This window comes from Xanthomonas euroxanthea, from assembly GCF_903989455.1.
GTDB lineage: Bacteria > Pseudomonadota > Gammaproteobacteria > Xanthomonadales > Xanthomonadaceae > Xanthomonas > Xanthomonas euroxanthea.
The window spans coordinates 1,432,061-1,448,290 of record NZ_LR861803.1; the positions used below are offsets into that span (position 1 = coordinate 1,432,061).

The window sequence follows — 16,230 nt, forward strand, 5'->3', positions numbered from 1 at the left end:
CTGCGCACTCGATAACCAAGTTCGGAGTATCCAACCGCGTTTATCCCGTGCATTGCGCAAATAGATCGCGTTCGCGTGCATAGGCGCTGGTCTTGACCTGCATCAGCCCGAGCACCGATGGGAACAGCGCGTCCTGGTCGGTGTACTGGCCGGCACGGTGGCGCAGGCAGGTTTCGTCCAGGCCGCGGTCGCGTGCGAACTCCGGCGAGAACCACATCACCATCGGGACATGGGTCTGTTCCTTGGGCGCGATCGCGTACGGCACACCATGCAGGTAGAGGCCTTTTTCGCCCAGCGATTCGCCGTGATCGGAGAGGTAGATCATCGCGGTGTCGTAATCCTGCAACCCGCGCAGTGCGTGGATGGCCTGGTTGAGGAAGTGATCGGTGTAGGCGATGGAATTATCGTAGGCGTTGACGATGTCCTGGCGGCTGCAACTGCCCAGGTCGGCGGTCTTGCATACCGGCTTGAAGCGCTCGAACCGTGCCGGGTAGCGCTCGAAATAACTCGGTCCATGGCTGCCGAGTTGATGCAGCACCACCACGCGGTCGCCGGGCTTTGCCCGCACTTGTGCAGCCAGATCGCTCAGCAGGATCTCGTCCATGCAACGGCCGTCGGCGCACAGCCCTGGCGTGGTGGCATCGTCCAGCTTCTGGATCTCCAGTCCGTCGCAGACGCCCTTGCAGCCGGATTGGTTATCGCGCCACAGCGTGGAAATGCCGGCATGTTCGAGCACATGCAGCAGCGACTGGTGGCTGCGGATCATGTCCTCGTTGTAATCGCGGCGGCCGAATGGCGAAAACATGCACGGCACCGAGACCTCGGTGCTGGTGCCGCACGAATGCATGTCGGGGAAATTGATCACCCCGGCCTGCGCCAGCTCGGGTGTGGTCTGGCGCGCATAGCCGTTGAGGCCCCAGTTCTGCGCACGCGCGGTTTCGCCCAGTACCACCAGCAGCAGGCGCGGACGACTTCCCGGTGCGCGTGGCGTGGCCATGGCATCGTGCTCGACCGGTTGCCTGGGCGCGTGCTTGATCGGCGAATCGGACTTGAGGTTCTGCCGCAGCGCAACGATGTAATTGATCGGCGTGGCCAGGTAACGCACCTCGCGGTGGTTGCGCATCAACGCGGAGACGTCTTGCGAGGACAGCATCGCGCCGGCCGCGCCGAGCACTGCCACCACCAGCAAAAAGCCGGCGCGGGTTGCCAGCGATCTGCCGATGCTGCGCGCGTGCAGGCGAATGCGCCACAACAGCGTGGTCGGAATCAGGAAGTAGCACAGCAGCGGCAGGATCAAGCCGGGTGTGAGCAGCTCGCGCGATTCCTTGTGGTCGGTATGCAGCACGTTGCGCAGCATGTCCGCATCCAGATAGACGTTGTAGCTGTCCATGTAGTGCGCGGCCAGCGCTGTGGTGAACAGCAGCAGCGTCAGCAGTGGCTTGGCGTTCCAGCGCCAGACCAGCAGGCCCAGCAACAACGCATGCACGGCCACCAGCAGCGCCATCAGCGAGATGGCAAACCCGAGGCTGCCCGGATGCGTGGCCATGGCCGTGTGCCAGAACAGCTGATTGCACACCAGTGCAAAGAACACGCTCGATAACAGCACCAGCGTCTCGGTCGAGACCGTGGGGCGCGTTGTCCAGGTCAGTGCGCGCAGGCGTTTGCGCCCACGCGATTGCGGTAGATAGGTGCTCATGCTGCATCCCCCGATTGCAACACCACTTCATTGGCGCGATGCGGTCGAGCCAGCATCCCCCAGTACAGTGCAAGTGCGGTTCCCCAACACACCGCCAGCGACCACAGGTCGTGCGACAGGAAATGCGCGCCGCGCAGTTGCTGCGCAATCCCGAACAACAGCCCTGCCGCGATGCCCAGCCACAATGCAGGAACACGCCATGCAGGACGCAGTGCCAGCGCACAGAAATACAACGCCACCCACGCATAACCGGCACTGGCGTGACCTGCCGGAAAACAACCGGACGCGGCAATGCCATGGCGCGATTCGAACAGCCCGATCATCGGCTGGGTGCCGCCATAACGGCTCAAATCCCAGGGGCAATCCATCGCCGTCCACGACTTGAGCAAGGACACCAGCGAGGTCGACAGTGCGATCGATGCAGCCAGATAGGTCAGCGGCCAGCGCAGCACACGCAGGCGTGGCCGGCACCAGGCAACCAGCGCCAGCACCAGCACGCTGACAGCGGCTGCGGTGCTCAGCCATTTGCCGACGCGGTGAATCACGCCACTGGTGAACCAGTGGTCCTTGAGCAGCCAATGCCCGCCTTCCAGCCGGTACAGCGCATCGGCAATCCACTGGTCGCCACCGGCACCCATCAACAACGCGCTGAGCACCAGCACGCCGGCCAGCGGTAGCCACAGATGCCGAACCAGGAAGCGGGTTTGCGCAGCAGTGGCTGTGCGCGTCAGGGCAGGTGCGTATACGGGAAACGTGGTCATCGAAGCATCGGCCGGTGGTCTATGCCCGGCATCTTCGAAAGCGGCTTGTCGGAAAGCGGTCGGACCGGGGTTGCTCGGCCGTTAACACGCTATCCGGCGTTCAGTCTGTCTCGCTGTCGCCGGCACCAGGATCGGTAGCGGTATCGGTATCGGTATCAGCGGCAACACAGCCGGCATGCCATGCCGTGCCCGGCACCAACTGCCATTGATTGCGATTGGATTCGCCAACATCGAAACGTTGCGCCGGATCGATGCAGGCCGGTACTGCCTGCTTGAGGACGAACAACCAACGACGCTCGGGGGCGTGTGCAAGCCAGGGGCATGCCTTGGCCCATTGCTGCTGCCAGCTTGCCTTGAAGCCGAAGTCGGTCACCGGCCGGTCCGCCTGCAGCATGTTCTGTTCGCGCCAGGCCAGCATGCCCAGCTCGGCATCCGGGCCGATGTGCTGCCCCACGCGCTGCATCACCCGCGCAGCAGAGCTGTAGGGATCCAGTGCAGGCATCAAGCCCAGGCCGTAGACGATCCATAGCGCGGCGGTCACCACCACCACCGCGGTGCCGGTGCGCTTGCCGCGCGACCAGGCAAGTGCCGCCAGGCCGACCACGCCCAGGCCGATCAACCACATGCCGACCGACTGCAGCGAGGCCAACGCCATGCCACGCTTCAATGCAGTGTTTTCCGCCCAGTGCAGATGCAGTGCGATGCCGCTGCCCAATGCAAGAGCGGCCAGCGCAAGCAGCAGCAGGTAGCCGGTCAGCAACATGCGGACGCCACGCTTGCGCAGCAGCCCGGCCAGCAGCGGTGCGGCGGCGATGCACAGGGCCGGCAGCATCGGAAAGATGTAGACCTCGCGCTTGCCCGGGCTGGCACTGAAAAACACCAGCACCAGCAGGCTCCAGGCAAGCAGCAACAGATAGCGCGGGTCGCCGCGCCGCAGCCGTCGCCACCACGCCGGCAGCAACCATGGCAACACCAGGCAGCCCGGCAACCACAGCGTGGCGATCACCTGCAGGTAGTACCAGGCCGGTTTGAGGTGATGCCAGGCGTGCGCGTAGCGGGTGCCGGTCTGCTTGAACAACAACTCGTGCGCGTAGGCGTGCAGCGCCGGGTCGTTGCTCTGCCATAACGCGATGCCGAGCGGACCAAGCCATACCGCAGTGCCGGCCAGAAACGCCGGCAGCACCAGCAACCAGCTGCGCCCGGCCTGTGCGCGTGCCGGCAGCACGCTCCAGCGCCTGCGCGGCAGCGCCATCCACGGCAGCAACAGCAGCAATGGCAGAAAGCCCACGCCCTTGGTGACCGTGCCCACGCCGGCTGCGAACACCCCCAGCGTCCATGCGCGCCAGTCCGGCCCGCGTAGCAGATGCCGCAGCATCCCCCACAACGACAGCGTGGTCAGCGCGACCAGCACCATGTCGATCTGCGCACGCTTGGCCATCAGGCCGAACTGCAGCACCGCAAACAACGCCAGCACCGCATGACGCGCCACGCGCCGGTTCCATAGGCGCCGCGCGATGTCCCAGGTCAGCCACAAGGTGGCGAGCGCAGCCAGCAGCGAAGGCAGCAGGAAGGCGACGGTCCAGTGCGGCACCAACTTGTAGCTGGCCGCCTGCAACCACATGAACACCGGCGGCTTTTCGGCATACAGGTCGCGGCCGCGATGCGGCAGCAACCACTGGCCGGTCTCGATCATGCTGCGTGCGGCCAGCACAAAGCGCGGCTCATCCGGTGGGTTGGGCTGGCGCAGGCCCAGGCCGGCCAGCAGGCTGACGATGATCAGCACCACGGCGGCAAGCAGTGCGCGCTGGCGGGAAGTGGCGGCGGAGATGGCAGGCGACACGCGCACGCCCCGAGCGGTGGGGCGCCACACTATCCGGCTGGCAGGTCGGAATTTTGTCGGAACCCTCCAGAGCGGCCGTGTTCGGCCAGGCTCGGTTAGGATGCGCACATCGTCCCTGCCGGGCCGCCCTGGAAACGCGCTCATGCGGCTGCTGGTCATCGAAGACAACCGCAACATGGTTGCCAACCTGTTCGACTATTTCGAAGCGCGCGGGCACACCCTGGACGCCGCGCCCGATGGCGTCACCGGCCTGCACCTGGCCACCACCCAGCACTACGACGTGCTGGTGCTGGACTGGATGATGCCGCGCATGGACGGCCCGGAAGTACTGCGCCGCCTGCGCGAGCAGCACCAGTCCGAATTGCCGGTGATCATGCTCACCGCCCGCGACGAGTTGCCCGACAAGATCGCCGGGTTTCGCGCCGGTGCCGACGACTACCTGACCAAGCCGTTCGCGCTGCCGGAACTGGAGGTTCGCATCGAGGCCCTGCTGGCGCGTGCGCATGGGCGCCGACGCGGCAAGTTGCTGCAGGTGGCCGATCTGCGTCTGGACCTGTCCACCCTGGAAGCCACCCGCGCCGGCCAGGTGCTGCACCTGTATCCAGCCTGCCGCAAGTTGCTGGAAGTGCTGATGCAGGCCAGCCCCGCCGCCGTCACCCGGCAGCGTCTTGAGCAATCGCTCTGGGGCGACGATCCGCCCGATGGCGACATGCTGCGCTCGCATATCTACGAGTTGCGCCGCAGCGTGGATGGCCCGTTCGCGCAGAAACTGATCCATACGCTGCCGCGGCTGGGCTATCGCCTGGCGCCGTTGGAAGGCGTCGGCGATCTGGCCACGGGCGAGTGCAGCGATGCTTAGGCAGCGCCCGTTGGGCCGCCGCGTGCTGGTGTGGTTGTTCGGCTACACGCTGCTGATGGTGCTGGCGGTGTTCGGCACCGCGCAGTATCTGCACGAGCGCGCGGAACACGGCGTGTGGCGCTCGTTGTTGAATTCGGAGCTGGACAGCATCCTGGACCGCAGTGCGCAGAATCCGGATTACCGCTGGCAGGACTCGGACACCTTGCGGCTGTATCGTGTCGACGGCAGCGCGACGGTGCCGCCGGTCCTGCGTACGCTGCATCCCGGCCTGCACGACGAGCTGGAGATCGCCGGCCGCCAGAGCGCGGTGATGGTGCGCGACACCCCGCATGCCGGGCGCCTGGCGCTGGTGCTGGATATCACCGACTTCGAAGCGCTGGAGCAGTTCATCACCCGCTGGATGCTGGCCGCCGGCGTCGCGCTGATCGGCATCACCCTGCTGATGGGCACGTATGCGATGGCGCGGTTGGTGCGCCCGCTGGTGGAGCTGGCGCGCGACATCGGCGCGCTGCGTCCGGAGCGGCGTGCACAACGCATTGCTGTTGGCCCGCAGGGCAGCGCCGAGCTGTACGTGATTGCCGATGCGCTCAACGATTATCTCGATCGCAACGGCCAGTTCGTCGAACGCGAACGCGCCTTCATCGACAGTGCCAGCCACGAGTTGCGCACTCCGCTGGCGGTGATCGGCAACGCTGCCGAACTGGCACTGGAACAACCCGGCACACCGCCGGCGGTGCGCCACCAGCTGGAGCGCATCGCGCAGACCAGCGCCGCGGTAGAGCAGTTGATCACCTTATTGCTGGTGCTGGCCAAGGACCCCGGCCGGCTGACGCGCAGCAGCGATACGCTGCGCCTGGATCTGTTGCTGCCGGAGATCGTCGCCGACCACGCGCATCTGCTCGCCGACAAGGATCTGCAGGTGCTCACCGACCCGCTTCCGCCATGCAGCCTCACCGCACCGGTGGCGATCGTGCACACCGCCATCGGCAATCTGTTGCGCAACGCGATCGAGAACAGCGACCGTGGCATCATCCGCGTTTCGCTATCGGCACCAGGGGTAGTGCGCATTGCCGACCCGGGCCACGGCATGACGCCGGAGGAGATCAGCGCGATCTACGCGCGCCTGGCGCGCGACAACGCACGCCAGGGCAACGGCATCGGGCTTGAGCTGATCGGACGGCTCTGCGAGCATCTGGGCTGGCATCTGCACCTGGATTCCAGCGCGGGGCAGGGCACGGTGGTGACGCTGGATCTCAGCGGCGCGCAGCGCGGCTAAGCGCCGGCACGCTCGAGGCAGCTGCGCAGTGCGGCCATCGCCGCCGCCGCGGTGGCCGGAGCAGCGGCAGCCTTGCGGACATCGTTGAAGACCTCGATGCCGATCGGCCCTGTGTAGCCCATGCCGGCCAGGCGCCGCAATAGCGCCGACAGCGGAAAGCAGCCTTCGCCCGGCAGCAGGCGCGCATGCCGCGCCACCGCGGCCAGCGCACCTGGCGCCACCGGCTGGGCCACATCGCATAACTGCACGTTGGCGATGCGCGTGGCCGGGATGGCGTCCAGGTCGTCCTGGCGCGAACACATGGTAGGCATCCACCACCAGATCGATGTTGTCCGCACCGCTGGCACGCACGCTTGCCCACGCGGCAGGCAGGGTGTGATTGACCGTGCTCCACGCCATCGGTTCGTAGGCGATGCGCAGGCCGTGCTCGGCCGCGGCACGGCCCAGCCAGCGTAGATCCTCGACGATCCGTGCAGGCACGACGTCGGTACGCGTGTTGGCCGGTGCCTGCACCACGCCCGCGCCCAACGCGGCGGCGGTTTCCAGCATCTGCAGCGCGTGCGCGCGGCACTGGTCGCGTTGCCCGTCAGCGGCACCGTCCACATCGCGCAGCACCTGGTAGTCGGTCAGTCCAAGCCCGAGCTGGTGGAGGGCGCCGCGCACCTGCGCCGGCGATCGCGCCAACTGCTGCAGATCCTGTTCCCACAATTCGACCGCATCGAAGCCGGCCGCCTGCGCGGCCGACAATTTATCGGCTGCGGTGCCGCCCAGCAGCACCGTGTTGAGAAACAGGCTATGCATGCGCTGCAGCCTACGCGGCGTGGCGTTGAGGAGATGTCTGCGCCGTCGTGATGCTGCGCGGCGTGACCTGCAGTGCTACGAAACACCGCGCCTGGCGATGGCGCGCGACCTGCACGGAGACGGCAGCCGGCATGTTTTACACGCGAGCATTCGGCATGGTCTATGCGGATGCTGACGACCCCGTCGTCTGTAGCCTGCTTGTGCCACACAGTGAAGCGGCACTGCAGCGCGTGGCCACTGGCTCGATTCGGGGGCTGCATGCTGGCAGCCTGTGCATGCCGGCCTGCAGGTACGCCACGGCCTGACGATCAGGTAGCGGCGATCCGGCGTTATTGCGGCAACAGGTTGCGCGCGAGCAGCCAGCTGCGCGCATTGTCCGCATCCTGCTCGAACCAGGCGCGCGTGGATCCGAGCCGGTAGGTGTAGCCCCAGGTATCCATGTCGGCCATCAGGCGCGCGCTGCCCACGCCCGGCAATTGCTCGGCCAGCAGGATCTGCAGGTAACAGGTGGCGTCTTCTTCATCCACCGAATCGGTCGCGTCGGTATGCACGGCCGCGCGTTTGTCGGCCGGCAGGACGATCAGGTGCCCGGCCTCGTGCAGCAGCGAATGCACCGGCGTGTCGTCGCGCACATAGACATCGCAGCCGATGATGCCGGCCTCCGGTTCGCCCCAGAAACTGCCGGGGATCGGCGCACCGGCGTCCACCCGATGCAGACGCAAACCATAACCTGAGAGCAGGGCAGTGGGTGCATCCAGGCCGATATCGCCCACGCACAACACGCGGGCTGGCTCGGGGCTGGAGGAAGAATCGATGGTCACGCAAGGGCTCGCGGTCGGTTCGGGCCGTCACCGCGGCACCGTGCAGGCACGGTGCCGCGGCGATCGCTTACTTGTCGCCGTCTTCGGGCAAGGCGACAGAAATATCGAGCACGTCATGCTCGCCATCCTTGACCAGGTCCACCCGCACCGCATCGGCGTCGATGTTGACGTACTTCTTGATCACTTCCAGCAATTCACGCTGCAGCAGCGGCAGGTAGTCCGGACCGCCGCGGTGGTTGCGCTCCTGCGCAATGATGATCTGCAGGCGGTTCTTGGCCGTCTCGGCGGTGTTCTTCTTGCTCTTGAGAAAATCGAGCAGGCCCATGCTTACCCTCCGAACAGCTTGCTGAAGAAGCCTTTCTTCTCCACGGATGTGAATCGCATCGGGCGCTCTTCGCCCATGATGCGGGCGACCGCGTCGTCGTAGGCCTGGCCGGCCGGGGACTCGGCATCCAGGATCACCGGCTCGCCCTTGTTGGAGGCATTGAGCACGTCGCCGGATTCGGGGATCACGCCGATGGCCTTCAGGCCGAGCACTTCTTCCACGTCGGTGATGCTGAGCATCTCGCCGCCTTCCACGCGGCCCGGGCTATAGCGGGTCAGCAGCAGGAAGGCCGGCACGGTCTGGCCTTGCTCGGCCTTGCGGGTCTTGGAATCGAGCAGGCCGATGATGCGGTCCGAGTCGCGGACCGAGGAGACTTCCGGATTGACCACCACCACCGCGCGGTCGGCGAAGTACATCGCCAGGAATGCGCCTTTCTCGATACCGGCCGGCGAATCGCAGACGATGTAGTCGAAGCCGTCGGCGGCCAGGTCCTTGAGCACCTTCTCCACGCCTTCCTGGGTCAGCGCGTCCTTGTCGCGGGTCTGCGAGGCAGCCAGCACGTACAGGTTGTCGAAGCGCTTGTCCTTGATCAGCGACTGCTTGAGCGTGGCTTCGCCATGCACGACGTTGACGAAGTCGTACACCACGCGCCGCTCGCAGCCCATGATCAGGTCCAGGTTGCGCAGACCGACGTCGAAGTCGATGACGGCGACCTTCTTGCCGCGCCGTGCCAGCCCGCAGGCTAGGCTCGCGCTGGTGGTGGTCTTGCCGACGCCGCCCTTGCCGGAGGTGACTACGATGATTTCAGCCAAAGGATTTCTCCGAAATATTTCTGTGGTTGGGCTGCGTCAATCCAGCGCAGCGATCTTGATCTGATCCTGCTCCAGCCAGACCTGGACGGCCTTGCCACGCAGGTCCATGGGAACATCGTCCAGCACCTTGTAGTGGCCAGCGATGGCAACCAGTTCGGCGTGGAAGTCGCGGCAGAAGATGCGCGCGTCAGGGTTGCCCTGGGCGCCGGCCAACGCGCGGCCACGCAGGGTACCGTAGATATGGATGCTGCCGTCGGCGATGACCTCCGCTCCGGCACCGACCGTACTGAGGACAGTCAGGTCGCAGTTCTCCGCATACAGCTGCTGGCCCGAGCGCACCGCGTTGCGTTGCATGCGTCCAGGTGCCGGCCGCGCGGCAGGCGCTGCGGGTTCGGCACGCGGCGGGGGAGGCGGGGGCGGCGGCGGGCTCACCGCGGTCGGCTCGTATTGCGCCCGGAACTTGGCCAGCAGCGGCACGCCGAGCTGCTGCGAGAGCAGGTCGATCTCGCTGGTGCCGTAGGCCAGTGCCACCGGCAATACGCCGGCATCGCGCAGACCGTCCAGCAGCGCCTTGGCCGTGTCCAGGTCCGGCAACTGCGACAGCCCGCCGAAATCCAGGATCACCGCCGCGCGTCCGAACAACTTCGGCGCGCGGGTCACGCGTTCGCGCATCTCGCGCACCAGGCGCGGGACGTCCAGCGTGCGCACGCGCAGGTTGGCGATGCCCACCTGGCCGATCTTCAGTTCGCCGGCCTGTTCGAAATCCACATTCACGCTTGCCACGCCTCAGCTCCCCGTCGACGGGTTGTCGGTGGCGGCATGCCGCGGCCGGCCGACCCACGGCAGATGGTCCGGCAACTTGCCGGCATAGGTCTCCTTGACCCACGGATAGCTGCACATGTCTTTCATCAGCATGCTGGCGCGCACCTCGACATCGGCCATGGTGTTCTGGCCGACCTCGCGAAAGCCGAAGCTGCCATGGAACAGCAACGCCGCATCGGCGCCATGGTCCAGGAACACTTCGCAGGCCAGTTGCGGGTAGCGCAACTCGGTGTAGCTCTGCACATCGGCATAGAACGCACGCCCGACGCCGCCGCCGCGACGGCGGCTGGCGACCACGATGCGGTCGATATAGAAGAATTCCGGGTGACGGTCCCGGAACCAGGCGAAATTGCTGCTGTCATGCGCACTGCCGCTGCCGAACCCGACCAGGAACCCGGCCAGGTTGCCGTCGCGCTCGGCGACGCGGAAATATTCGGCCTGCTCGTAGAAACGTTGCAGCTTGGTTGAATCCAGCGGCAGGATTGCCAGTCCGGCATTGTTGTTCAGGGCCAGGACGGAATCGAGCTCGTGCTCGCGCACGTCGCGGATAACGATCGACATTGGGACTCCGTGGGGTAACGCTCTCGACCCGAAATCGGATCTGCGTCGGATTATTGCATGCGTGGCCTGAAGCGGCGACCCGCCGTGTGCCGGCCCTGTGCGTACGAGGCGGCCGCACCACGCCGACGCCGGGAGGTCTTGCTGCCGGGACCGTCCGTCCGTGCAAGCACATGCATGACTTCCGGCAAGAGGGCAGCCGCCCGGCGAGCGCCTAAGATGCCTGCATGTTGGGATACCTCAGTCATACGCGCGTCCTGCGCTTCGCCGGCCTGTTCACCTGGGCGATGATCGCCATGCCGTTGGTGTACACCTACTGGCCGGCCGCCGAGGAGGGCGACCACCGCAGCGTGGCCGAGGGCCTGCTGATGTCGGCGTTCTTCGTCGGTTTCGGCGCCAGCTACTTCTGGCTGACCCGCGGCCTGAGTAGCGGCGGCCACGCCCATTGGTACGACCGGCTGATCCTGCTGCTGCTGACCATCTTCGCGCTGGCGGTGAGCTATCTGAGCGGAACCGGGCTGGGCAGCATCCTGATGATGGTGGCGGCCGGGGTGATCCCCTGGTTGCTGCCGCTGCGCATCGGCGTGGCCTGGCTGGTACTCAGCCAGCTGGCGGTGCTGCCGGTGTTCTATTACCTGCGCCCGGACTTCACCCTGTTCGCCGCGCTGATGCAGTCGTTGCTGTACGGCGGCTTCTCGATGTTCATTTTCGTGACCAGCCTGGTCGCGCGCCAGCAGACCGATGCCCGCGAAGAACAGCGCCGGCTCAATGCCGAACTGCGCGCCACCCGCGCGCTGCTGGCCGAAAGCGCCCGCGTCAACGAGCGCACCCGCATCTCGCGCGAACTGCACGACCTGCTCGGCCACCACCTCACCGCGCTGAGCCTGAACCTGGAAGTGGCCGGCCACATCACCGACGGCCAGGCCCAGGAGCATGTGCGCCAGGCGCATACGCTGGCCAAGCTGCTGCTCACCGATGTGCGCGAAGCGGTCAGCCAGCTGCGCGACAGCGGCGCGATCGACCTGGAAGCGGCCCTGCGCCCGCTGGTGACCCAGGTGCCGTCGCTGGACATCCATCTGGACATCGCCCAGCCGCTGACCCTGGACGACCCCGAACGCGCGCATGTGCTGCTGCGCTGTACCCAGGAAATCATCACCAATGCGGTGCGCCACGCCGGTGCGCGCAACCTGTGGATCCAGGTGCGCCGGGACGGAGACAGCGTGCTGATCGACGCGCGCGACGACGGCCACGGCGCCGAGACGGTGGCGCCCGGTAACGGGCTGCGCGGCATGCGCGAACGGCTGAACCAGTATGGTGGCCAGTTGGAGATCCAGACCCGGCGGGGTGACGGCTTCGGCCTGCGCATCTCCGTTCCAGGCGCGCCGGCACTGATGCCTGCGGCCGTTACTCAAGGAGTGTTTTGATGATCCGTGTGTGCCTGGTCGACGACCAAACCCTGGTACGCCAGGGCATCCGCTCGCTGCTGGCGCTGGACAACGGCATCGAAGTGGTGGCCGAGGCCTCCGACGGCAAGCAGGCGGTTGAGCAGATCCCGCAGATCCAGCCCGACGTGGTGCTGATGGACATGCGCATGCCGGTGATGTCCGGCCTGGAAGCGCTGCAGATGCTCTCGCGCAACGGCACGCTGCCGCCGACCATCATCCTGACCACCTTCGACGACGACCAGCTGGTGCTGGCCGGACTCAAGGCCGGCGCCAAGGGCTATCTGCTCAAGGACGTCTCGCTGGAGCAGCTGGTCGGCGCGATCCGCACCGTGGCCGACGGCGGCTCGCTGGTGCAGCCGGCGGTGACCCAGCGCCTGCTGTCGGGCCTGGAGCACATGCGCAACGAGTTCGTCAGCCTGGACCGGCCCGATCCGCTGACCGACCGCGAGACCGAGATCCTGCGGCTGATGGCCAGCGGCTTTTCCAACAAGGAGATCGCCAACTCGCTGGGCGTGGCCGAGGGCACCATCAAGAACCACGTCTCCAACATCCTGTCCAAGCTCGGCGTGCGTGACCGCACCCGCGCGGTGCTGAAGGCCTTCGAACTGCAATTGGTCTGATCGGCAACGCAGGTGGCGCTGCTTCCGGCCTGCGGCGGTGCGTGCGCTCCGCCGCGCGTGCGCCAGCGGGCGCGGCGGGGTGGTCTGGTCGTTTCCGGACCGGATCCAGCGCGCTGCCGGAGGCCGAAAACGGCGCCGGCAGCCATCGCATCACACACAGGCATCGCGCGATGTGCATGATAGCTGCGCGCACTCTGCCCAAACCCTTGTGCAGGTTGGGATTGCGCAGTCATGGACCGCGCGGTTGCGCGGTGGATGACACCGCAAGACCGCGCTACCCGTCGCACAACTGAACATCTTTCTCGAAGCCTGCTAGGATGGCGGCTTCGCTTCACTCAACCCGGCCGTGGGATCGGCCCCGGAGACCTCCTGAATGACCCGTATTATCGAGTTCCTGATCGCCTTGGGGATCGTGGCTGGCTTGTTTGTCGTGGTGGGCTTGGTGTTGCCCTCGGAGCGGCAGATGTCCGAGAGTGTTGAGACCAACCGCAGGATGACGATTGTTTACGACACCGTGAACAGCTTCCGTCGTTTCAAGGATTGGAACCCGCTTGTGCTGCGTGACCCGAAGATCCAGCTGAAGCTGGTCGGCCCGGAAGAGGGCAAGGGTGCACGCGTCGAATACAGCTCCACCGAAGGCTACATCGGCGACGGCAGCTGGGAGATCACCAACAGCGTCAAGAACGAGCGTGTTGAGATTTCGATCGACGATCCCACCAAGGGCTACGACAAAGTCACCAACTTCACCCTTGCGCCGACTGGCAAGAACAACAAGAACGTCAAGATCACCCAGGACTACAGCGTCAAGTACGGCTGGAACCTGTTTGGTCGTTATGCCGGCCTGTATGTCAGCCGCCACGTGGGCGACGACCTGAAGCTGGGTCTGTCGCGTCTGGCGACCGCACTGGCCACCGTGCCGAATTTCGACTACCGCGCCCAGCTCGACGGCAAGCCGGTGTTGAGCGATCTCAAGATCGTCGATGTGCCGGCCGAGGACCTGTTGGTCGTCAACGCAGGCAACATCGATCGTGACAACGAGACGATCAAGAAGTCGATCAAGGACAACCAGGAGTGGATCAAGCGCGTGATGGACGCCAACGGCCTCGAGGCTGCTGGTCCGGTCCGCATCGTGACCACCGACTTTGCCTCCGACAAGTACGCCTTCGACGTGGTGCAGCCGGTCCGCAAGCGTGCCGGTGGCGCGCCGAAGACCGATGCCAAGGCCGACACCGCCAAGGCTGATGCCAAGAAGGATGACGCCGCGGCTGCCGCACCTGTGGATGCAACGCCGGTTGCTGCCACGGGCGAGGAGTTGAAGGTCAACATCCCGTCGGAAGCACCGGTCAAGTACGAGCGCACCAAGGCACACCGTTCCGCATTTGCGACCTATGCAGGCCACATGGCCGGCCTGGATGCAGTGCGTAGCTCCCTGCGTGCCTGGGCTGCCACCAACGGCAACGACGTGACCGAGCGTCCGTACGAGTCGTGGAAGGGCGGCGTGGACAAGTCGTTTACGCAGGACGGTACCTACGACGTCTACTGGGCCATCAAGTAATCGTTTCGCCACGATGACCTGATCCAGACCAAAACGCGCCGCAGTCCTGCGGCGCGTTTTTTTTTGCGCCACGGCGCTGCAATGGAACCGCCTTCATGTCCCTGCTCGAACGTCGCAAGAAACATCCTTCGCTGCTGGCGTGTTGCGGCGCCTTGCTGGCCGCCATCGCGGTGGGCCTGTCGGCCTATGCCTCGCATGGCGTGACCGATGCGCTGGTGCAATCGCGGCTGCAACTGGCGGCGCTGTATGCCTTCGGCCATGGCGCCGTGCTGGCGGTGCTCGGCGCCACCGAGACGCGTGCGCTTGGCCGGATCGGCCTGTATCTGCTGTTGCTCGGCACGCTGCTGTTTGCCGGCAGCCTGGCCGGTGGCGCGGTGTTGCACTGGCCGACCAGCCTGGCGCCGGTTGGCGGGGTCAGCCTGATGCTGGGCTGGGTGGTGCTGGCGATCGGCGCGTTGAGGCGCTGAGCATGCCGCGCCACGCCCGCGGATTCGATGTGGAGGCCGCATTCGCGCACCTGGCCCGGCGCGATCGCGCGCTGGGTGCATGGATGAAGCGCATCGGCCCGATTGCCGCGCAGCCGGGTTGGCGCAAGCCGTTCGACCCGGTGGATGCCTTGGCGCGCGCGATCCTGTTTCAGCAGCTCAGCGGCAAGGCCGCGTCGACGATCGTGGCACGGGTGGAAGTGGCCATCGGTGCGTCGCGCCTGCATGCAGACACGCTTGGTCGCATCGACGATGCGGCACTGCGTGCGTGCGGTGTCTCCGGCAACAAGTCGCTGGCCTTGCGCGATCTGGCGCGCCGTGAGCGCGATGGCGAGATTCCTTCCCTGCGCAAGCTCGCCTTCATGGACGAGGAAGCGATTGTCCAGGCCCTGGTGCCGGTGCGTGGCATCGGCCGCTGGACGGTGGAAATGATGCTGATGTTCCGGCTGGGTCGCCCGGACCTGCTGCCCGTCGACGACCTTGGCGTGCGCAAGGGCGCCCAGCGCGTGGACAGGCAGGAGCAGATGCCGACGCCGAAGGAACTGGCCATCCGCGGCGAACGCTGGGGCCCGTACCGCAGCTATGCCGCGTTCTATCTGTGGAAGATCGCCGACTTCAGCGTGGCCGCCAAGGTGCCGACACCGCGCTCGCAGGAGTAGCTTGCTTGGAAGGCTGCGGACGAGATGGGAGGGCGTGTCGCGCTGCGTCGCGTGACGCGCGGCCAGCTTACGCCGCCGACCACCGCCAGTGCCACGGCTCGTAGACGATGCCATGCGGGTTATCGCGCGGATAGCTGAGGCGAAAACCGAACTGCGCGGCATGCGTACGCAACCACGCGAACGTCGGCGTCGCTTCGAAGGCGTCTTCGGCCGGCGGCTCGCCTGGTGTGCCGATATCCAGTGCATCGCCGCTGTGGTGTTCGCTGAAGCCTGGCGCTGCGTTGACGGCCAGAATCTGGGCAAGCGTGAGGCCGCGCGCAAACTTGCGTTCGAAGATGCCAAGTTGATAGTCGTGACTGCGATAGCCCGAGATCGCATCGAGCAGGATGCCCGTGCGCGCCGCATCGATGCGCATGTGGTACCAGGCGCGGGCCGCGCCGTGGCTGAGCCAGAGCGGCCGACCGAAGCGGTCGCGGCCGGCATGCTGCAGCACGGACGGCTCCGCGATCAGCATCAGGCCGGTCTGGCTGACGTAATCGTCTTGAGCAATGCCCAACTGCGCCAGACGGCGTTGCAGGCCGTCGATCGGGAGCGTGGTGGCGCCAGGCGGCGAGCGAGGCGTGTCGGCATCCAGCCGATCCAGCGCCTCATCCAGGCCGGGCTCGCGTGCCAGCCGCGGCACCAGCGGCATCAGCCCTTGCGTCAGCTGCGCGGCCAGATAACGCCCGTCGCGCTTGCGCCTCAGCAGCCAGTCGGCCTGCGCCAACACGCGCGCGTCGGCATTGCTACGTGCCTGCAGAAGGGCGGCTGGCACCAGTTCGATAGAGGGGGTATTGAGCAGCAGGGTCGGCAAGGGGCGTCTTTGCATCGACACAGAGTAGGCCGAAGTGGTCAG

The 16,230-nt window shown here is 66.1% G+C and carries 16 protein-coding genes and 1 pseudogene; 7 read left to right on the forward strand and 10 right to left on the reverse strand.

Going from position 1 to position 16,230, the window contains the following annotated elements:
* Positions 1-40: 40 nt before the first annotated feature.
* The 3 genes from H7A86_RS06160 to H7A86_RS06170 form a co-directional block, all read right to left on the reverse strand.
* Positions 41-1,696 carry a phosphoethanolamine transferase gene (locus tag H7A86_RS06160; RefSeq protein WP_119132555.1) on the reverse strand — a complete coding sequence of 552 codons (1,656 nt, stop codon included), beginning with the start codon at positions 1,694-1,696 and terminating at the stop codon, positions 41-43.
* Positions 1,693-2,457: a phosphatase PAP2 family protein gene (locus H7A86_RS06165; RefSeq protein ID WP_119132556.1), complete on the reverse strand. Its 765-nt coding sequence runs from the start codon at positions 2,455-2,457 to the stop codon at positions 1,693-1,695. The genes H7A86_RS06160 and H7A86_RS06165 overlap by 4 nt, the downstream gene beginning before the upstream one ends.
* A 100-nt stretch (positions 2,458-2,557) precedes the next feature.
* Positions 2,558-4,303 carry an ArnT family glycosyltransferase gene (locus tag H7A86_RS06170; protein ID WP_180708051.1) on the reverse strand — a complete coding sequence of 582 codons (1,746 nt, stop codon included), beginning with the start codon at positions 4,301-4,303 and terminating at the stop codon, positions 2,558-2,560.
* Between the two features lie 136 nt (positions 4,304-4,439).
* Between H7A86_RS06170 and H7A86_RS06175 the strand changes: the two genes are divergently transcribed.
* Together H7A86_RS06175 and H7A86_RS06180 are read left to right on the forward strand one after the other, a co-directional pair.
* On the forward strand, positions 4,440-5,156 hold the full coding sequence (locus H7A86_RS06175) for a response regulator transcription factor (RefSeq protein WP_119132557.1): 717 nt from the start codon (positions 4,440-4,442) through the stop codon (positions 5,154-5,156).
* Entirely contained in the window at positions 5,149-6,432 is a 1,284-nt protein-coding gene (locus tag H7A86_RS06180) for a sensor histidine kinase (RefSeq protein ID WP_119132558.1), read from the forward strand. The genes H7A86_RS06175 and H7A86_RS06180 overlap by 8 nt, the downstream gene beginning before the upstream one ends.
* Here H7A86_RS06180 and H7A86_RS21160 read toward each other — a convergent pair.
* The 6 genes and pseudogenes from H7A86_RS21160 to H7A86_RS06210 form a co-directional block, all read right to left on the reverse strand.
* A pseudogene (locus H7A86_RS21160) lies at positions 6,429-7,233 on the reverse strand (sugar phosphate isomerase/epimerase family protein). The gene H7A86_RS06180 and the pseudogene H7A86_RS21160 sit on opposite strands and share 4 nt — an antisense overlap.
* A gap of 329 nt (positions 7,234-7,562) precedes the next feature.
* The gene (locus H7A86_RS06190; protein ID WP_119132559.1) at positions 7,563-8,054 is read right to left on the reverse strand and encodes a hypothetical protein; all 492 of its coding nucleotides are present in this window, start codon (positions 8,052-8,054) and stop codon (positions 7,563-7,565) included.
* 67 nt (positions 8,055-8,121) lie between these two features.
* Positions 8,122-8,379, reverse strand: coding sequence for a cell division topological specificity factor MinE (minE, locus tag H7A86_RS06195; protein WP_005994583.1), 258 nt, complete (start codon positions 8,377-8,379; stop codon positions 8,122-8,124).
* Between the two features lie 2 nt (positions 8,380-8,381).
* On the reverse strand, positions 8,382-9,191 hold the full coding sequence (minD, locus tag H7A86_RS06200) for a septum site-determining protein MinD (protein WP_046342008.1): 810 nt from the start codon (positions 9,189-9,191) through the stop codon (positions 8,382-8,384).
* A gap of 36 nt (positions 9,192-9,227) precedes the next feature.
* Positions 9,228-9,974 carry a septum site-determining protein MinC gene (minC, locus tag H7A86_RS06205; protein WP_104650286.1) on the reverse strand — a complete coding sequence of 249 codons (747 nt, stop codon included), beginning with the start codon at positions 9,972-9,974 and terminating at the stop codon, positions 9,228-9,230.
* 3 nt (positions 9,975-9,977) lie between these two features.
* Positions 9,978-10,574, reverse strand: coding sequence for a GNAT family N-acetyltransferase (locus tag H7A86_RS06210; RefSeq protein ID WP_104582421.1), 597 nt, complete (start codon positions 10,572-10,574; stop codon positions 9,978-9,980).
* A 224-nt stretch (positions 10,575-10,798) separates the two neighbouring features.
* On the opposite strand from H7A86_RS06210, the gene H7A86_RS06215 reads away from it, so the two are divergent.
* The 5 genes from H7A86_RS06215 (at position 10,799) to H7A86_RS06235 (ending at position 15,335) form a co-directional block, all read left to right on the forward strand.
* Positions 10,799-11,995 carry a sensor histidine kinase gene (locus tag H7A86_RS06215; RefSeq protein ID WP_104582422.1) on the forward strand — a complete coding sequence of 399 codons (1,197 nt, stop codon included), beginning with the start codon at positions 10,799-10,801 and terminating at the stop codon, positions 11,993-11,995.
* Positions 11,995-12,636, forward strand: coding sequence for a response regulator (locus H7A86_RS06220; RefSeq protein WP_005990002.1), 642 nt, complete (start codon positions 11,995-11,997; stop codon positions 12,634-12,636). The genes H7A86_RS06215 and H7A86_RS06220 overlap by 1 nt, the downstream gene beginning before the upstream one ends.
* Positions 12,637-13,009: 373 nt before the next feature.
* Complete coding sequence (locus H7A86_RS06225) at positions 13,010-14,191, forward strand: polyketide cyclase (protein WP_119132560.1); 1,182 nt, start codon at positions 13,010-13,012, stop codon at positions 14,189-14,191.
* A gap of 95 nt (positions 14,192-14,286) precedes the next feature.
* On the forward strand, positions 14,287-14,658 hold the full coding sequence (locus tag H7A86_RS06230) for a DUF423 domain-containing protein (protein ID WP_104582424.1): 372 nt from the start codon (positions 14,287-14,289) through the stop codon (positions 14,656-14,658).
* Between the two features lie 2 nt (positions 14,659-14,660).
* Positions 14,661-15,335, forward strand: a complete 675-nt coding sequence (locus H7A86_RS06235; protein ID WP_119128894.1) for a DNA-3-methyladenine glycosylase family protein — start codon at positions 14,661-14,663, stop codon at positions 15,333-15,335.
* Between the two features lie 67 nt (positions 15,336-15,402).
* Here H7A86_RS06235 and H7A86_RS06240 read toward each other — a convergent pair whose 3' ends face one another.
* The gene (locus tag H7A86_RS06240) at positions 15,403-16,203 is read right to left on the reverse strand and encodes a M15 family metallopeptidase (protein WP_119132579.1); all 801 of its coding nucleotides are present in this window, start codon (positions 16,201-16,203) and stop codon (positions 15,403-15,405) included.
* Between the last annotated feature and the right edge of the window lie 27 nt (positions 16,204-16,230).